This is a genomic window from Pseudomonas sp. K5002 (assembly GCF_013386655.1).
Lineage (GTDB): Bacteria > Pseudomonadota > Gammaproteobacteria > Pseudomonadales > Pseudomonadaceae > Aquipseudomonas.
Genome location: NZ_JACARK010000426.1, coordinates 1 through 3,791, shown reverse-complemented (window position 1 = coordinate 3,791; position 3,791 = coordinate 1). Strand labels below are relative to the sequence as shown.

4 protein-coding genes are annotated in these 3,791 nt (G+C 62.4%); 1 reads left to right on the top strand and 3 read right to left on the bottom strand.

Features of this window, described 5'->3' with window-relative positions; translation table 11 throughout:
* Positions 1 to 1,191: PLP-dependent aminotransferase family protein (locus tag HX846_RS19550; protein ID WP_178965930.1), on the bottom strand; the 1,191-nt coding region annotated here is incomplete at its 3' end.
* A 203-nt stretch (positions 1,192 to 1,394) separates the two neighbouring features.
* Positions 1,395 to 2,156 carry an SDR family oxidoreductase gene (locus tag HX846_RS19545; RefSeq protein WP_178965929.1) on the bottom strand — a complete coding sequence of 254 codons (762 nt, stop codon included), beginning with the start codon at positions 2,154 to 2,156 and terminating at the stop codon, positions 1,395 to 1,397.
* A gap of 229 nt (positions 2,157 to 2,385) precedes the next feature.
* On the opposite strand from HX846_RS19545, the gene HX846_RS19540 reads away from it, so the two are divergent.
* Positions 2,386 to 3,393: an NADP-dependent oxidoreductase gene (locus tag HX846_RS19540; RefSeq protein WP_087695366.1), complete on the top strand. Its 1,008-nt coding sequence runs from the start codon at positions 2,386 to 2,388 to the stop codon at positions 3,391 to 3,393.
* Between the two features lie 155 nt (positions 3,394 to 3,548).
* Here the strand turns inward: HX846_RS19540 and HX846_RS19535 are convergent.
* Positions 3,549 to 3,791 (bottom strand): orotidine 5'-phosphate decarboxylase / HUMPS family protein (locus tag HX846_RS19535; RefSeq protein WP_178965928.1); only part of this gene is annotated, 243 nt, incomplete at its 5' end.

Here is a 3,791-nt window from a genome sequence, read left to right as displayed (position 1 = left end):
CCCCGCCGGCACCGCAAACACCTCCCACTCTTCGTCTTCCAGCACCTGCAGGGTCATGGCCATTTCCGTGCTCAGCCGCCGGCGCAGGCGTTGCACCCACTTGCGGTAGGTACCATTGGCCAGCAACGTCGCCACCACCGCCTCTGCAAACCGCGAGGTGCCGATGCCGGTCAAGGTCTTGACCCTGGCCAATTGCGCGATGATCGCCCCGCTGGCCGTGAGATACCCCACCCGCAAGGCGCTGCTGAGGGTCTTGGAAAAACTCGAGACATAGATCACCCGGTCCTCGTGGGGCAACGCCGACAACCGGGTGCAGGTGGCATGTTGCAGGTCGCCATAGACGTCTTCCTCGATGATGAAGAAGTCCTGGGAATGGGCCAGTTGCAGCAAGCGCTCGGCCACCGCCAGGGACAGGCTGGTGCCGGTGGGGTTGTGATACAGGCTGTTGATGAACAGGCACTTGGGCCGATGCCCGCGCAACAGCGCTTCCAGGGCAGGCATGTCCGGGCCGCCACGGGTGCGCGGCACTTCCAGCAGCTTGACACCATGAAAGGCCAGTTGGCGGTAAAGGTTGCCGTACCCCGGGCTTTCCACCACCACGGTGTCGCCGGCCTTGAGCAGCGTGCGGATCAGCAGGTCCTGGGCGTGGCTCGCGCCGTGGGTGGTGAGGATATGCTCGACCCGGGTTGCCACCTGGATGTGCGCCAGGCGCTTGAGCAGCTGTTCACGCAGGGCCGGCAGCCCCAGCGGCGTGCTGTAGTTGAAGACGGCCGCGGTGTCGGTGCGGGTGACTTCACGAATCGCGTAGCTGATGTCGTCGCTCTCGCGCCAGGTGTCCGGCAGCCAGCCGCATCCCAGTTTCAGTTCGCCCAGTTGATTGTCGATGAAGGCGCCCCACCCCGACTCGGCGCCCTCATACCATTGGTTTTCACCGCGAAGACCACGCTCGGCGGGTGGCTGGGCCACACAGAAACCGGCGCCTTGCCTTGAGGCCAGCACACCTTGGGCAACCATCCGCTCGAACGCCTCGATGACGCTGGACTGACTGAGCAGGTTCTCGTGGGCCAGTTGCCGCACCGAGGGCAACCGCGTCCCGGGGCTGGCGCCGCTCTCGCGAATCCAGGCGGCCAGCGCACTGACGATTTGCTGCACTACCGGTACAAGGGCTTGTCGATCGATCCCTAAATCCATGAGCCACTCACTTAAACTGTTGTCATTTAACCCAAACCAGTTAAGCACAGAAGCCCAATGACAGCCGCGATCAAGATTTATTAAATCATTGATTTAATTGAATTATTTACCTAGTGAAACACATTCAGGTGAGGCATCTGGCCACCTGCGGAAAAACCCCACAGCGCCTCCAACGCTTTTCTGAATGGCATCCGCCTCACTTCCTAAATCGCGGTCGCGCCACCGTCCACCGCCAATGCCTGGCCCGTGGTGAAGGCAGCACCGTCGCTGCACAGATAAAGCACGGCGCTGGCGATCTCCTCGACCTTGCCGATACGCCCGACCGGGTGCATGGCGGCGGCAAATTCGGCTTTGCGCGGGTCGGCTTCATAGGCACGGCGGAACATATCGGTGTCGATCACGGCCGGGCATACCGCGTTGACGCGGATTTTCTTTTTCGCGTACTCGATCGCCGCCGACTTGGTCAGGCCGATCACCGCGTGCTTGGATGCGGCATAGATACTCATCTTCGGCGCCGCCCCAAGCCCTGCCACAGAAGCCGTGTTGACGATGGCGCCGCCGCCCTGAGCCAGCAGCAACGGCAGTTGATACTTCATGCACAGCCACACGCCCTTGACGTTGACGCCCATGATTGCGTCGAACTCATCCAGGCTGCCGTCCGCCAGCTTGCCCTTCTCGACCTCGATCCCGGCGTTGTTGAAGGCATAGTCCAACCGGCCATAGGTGGCCACGGTCTGCTGCATCAACTGCTGCACGTCCGCTTCGAGGGTGACATTGCAGCGCACAAACACCGCTTCGCCACCGGCCTGATGAATCAGCGCCACAGTGCCCTCGCCGCCAGCCGCGTCCAGGTCGGCGACTACGACTTTCAAGCCTTCAGCGGCGAACGCCAGCGCAGTGGCGCGGCCAATGCCGGCGGCCGCACCGGTCACCAGGGCGACCTGGCCGGAAAATGTCATGCTCATGGTGGATGTTCCTTCGATGGGGATGCTCGATGACCCCAGTCTAGCCAGAGCCACCATCGGCGCGTCAGCACTATCAAAAGCCCGGTTGGCGAACCATGAGCCGCAGTGATAACGGCACCGGCATCACTATCATTGCAGTGGATCGGTGGGCATTCGCAGGTGCCGCGCGCCTTGCCGGTGCAGCCCGAAGGGTCTATCACTCAAGGTCCACTTCTCAAGAGTCGCTGCCATGACTGCCCAGACCAACCGCCAATTCCTGCTCGCCAAACGCCCGGTCGGCGCGGCCACGCGGGACACCTTCACTTACCAGGAAGTGCCGGTGGGTACACCCCAGGACGGCCAGGTGCTGGTGCACAACGAATACCTGTCCCTGGACCCGGCCATGCGCGGCTGGATGAACGAGGGCAAATCCTACATTCCTCCGGTGGGTATCGGCGAAGTCATGCGCGCCCTGGGCGTAGGCAAGGTGATCGCGTCGAACAACCCGAAATTTGCCGTGGGCGACTACGTCAACGGTGCCTTGGGTGTGCAGGATTACTTCCTCGGTGAGCCGCGGGGTTTCTACAAGGTCGATCCGAAACTGGCGCCGTTGCCGCGTTATCTGTCGGCGCTGGGGATGACCGGCATGACCGCTTACTTCGCCCTGCTGGACACCGGCGCGCCCAAGGCCGGCGAGACCGTGGTGATCTCCGGCGCGGCAGGCGCGGTGGGCAGCATTGCCGGGCAGATTGCCAAGATTAAAGGCTGCCGCGTGGTAGGCATCGCTGGCGGCGCCGACAAATGCAGGTTCCTGGTGGATGAACTGGGTTTTGATGCAGCCATCGACTACAAGAACGAAGACGTGCATGCCGGCCTCAAGCGCGAGTGCCCGAAAGGTGTGGACGTGTATTTCGATAACGTCGGCGGGGACATTCTCGATGCCGTGCTCAGCCGCCTGGCATTGAAAGCCCGCGTAGTGATCTGCGGCGCCATCAGCCAGTACAACAACAAGGAAGCTGTCAAAGGGCCAGCCAACTACCTGTCACTGCTGGTCAATCGTGCGCGCATGGAAGGGTTTGTGGTGATGGACCACGCGGCGAATTTTGCCGCTGCCGGGCAGGAAATGGCCGGCTGGATGGCTCAGGGCAAGCTCAAGAGCAAGGAAGATATAGTCGAGGGGCTGGAGACGTTCCCGGAGACGCTGATGAAACTGTTCAACGGTGAGAACTTTGGGAAGTTGGTACTGAAAGTCAGCTGACACACCGCAGAACCAAATGTGGGAGCGGCGGTGCGACGGTTCGACTTGCTCGCGAAGGCGGTAGAGCAGTCACCTTATGCATTGACTGTCACACCGCCTTCGCGAGCAAGCCCGCTCCCACATTTTTTTACCGTGCCCACTTCAGGTCGGGTAGGTCAGGCAATCTCGGCAACTACCGCTGCCAGCGCCTTGGCCGGGTCGGCCGCCTGGCTGATCGGGCGACCGATCACCAGGTAATCGGAACCGGCATCCAGGGCCTGGCGCGGGGTCAGGATGCGACGCTGGTCGTCCTGGGCGCTGCCCGCCGGGCGAATCCCCGGGGTCACCAGTTGCAACGCCGGGTGGGCGGTCTTCAGCGCCTGGGCTTCCAGCGCCGAGCACACCAGGCCGTCCAGGCC